This is a genomic window from Pseudoalteromonas luteoviolacea S2607, assembly GCF_001625575.1.
GTDB classification, from domain to species: Bacteria; Pseudomonadota; Gammaproteobacteria; order Enterobacterales; family Alteromonadaceae; genus Pseudoalteromonas; species Pseudoalteromonas luteoviolacea_E.
In genome coordinates, this window is sequence record NZ_AUXV01000041.1 from 1 (window position 1) to 727 (window position 727).

At 40.7% G+C, this 727-nt stretch carries 1 protein-coding gene; it reads left to right on the forward strand.

The genetic code is table 11. From position 1 onward, the window contains the following. A partial coding sequence (locus tag N480_RS16250) for a condensation domain-containing protein (protein WP_231102272.1) occupies positions 1-727 on the forward strand: 727 nt, incomplete at both ends.

Genomic DNA, 727 nt, shown 5'->3' on the forward strand with positions numbered 1-727 from the left:
TTTTGATTTAGGTGGCCACTCGTTATTTGCGACAAAATTGACCACCAGAGTAAATGCTTCATTTAATGTGTCATTACCATTGAAGTGTGTATTTTCAGCTCAAACGCTACAAGAGCTGGCAAAAGAAATACAACATTTGGATAGAAATAGTGAGATGCCTACCATTCAGCCTATGAATACAGAGCAAGGCATATTATCTTATGGCCAATTAAGGCTATGGTTCTTAGATCAACTCGATAGCAACAGTACACAATACAATATGGCAGTAGCCTTTAAGGTGTCTGGGGCTTTGCAGTATGCTGAGATGAATAAAGCATTTAACAGCATTTTGAATCGCCACGGTGTATTGCGTACCGTCTTTAAAAGAGAAGAAGAGGCTGAGCCAGTTCAAGTATTGCAATCACCGCAGGATTACATGGTCGAATTGAACGATGTATCTGAGTTTGCACGAGAGCAGAAAACGCAGGCGGTTACCTCATGGTTAGAAGCTGGCTTGTCTTATACCTTTGATTTAGAAAAAGATCTGATGCTAAAAGCCCGAGTCTTAAAAGTAGCGGAAGATGAACACATATTACAAGTACTTCTTCATCACATAGCCTCCGATGGCTGGTCTATGAGTATCTTGGTGAAGGAATTTACAGCTCTATACAGTGCCTATGTGGACAACAAAGAAAGCCCATTGCCAGCATTGGAAATTCAATATACGGATTATGCGCACTGGCAAAGA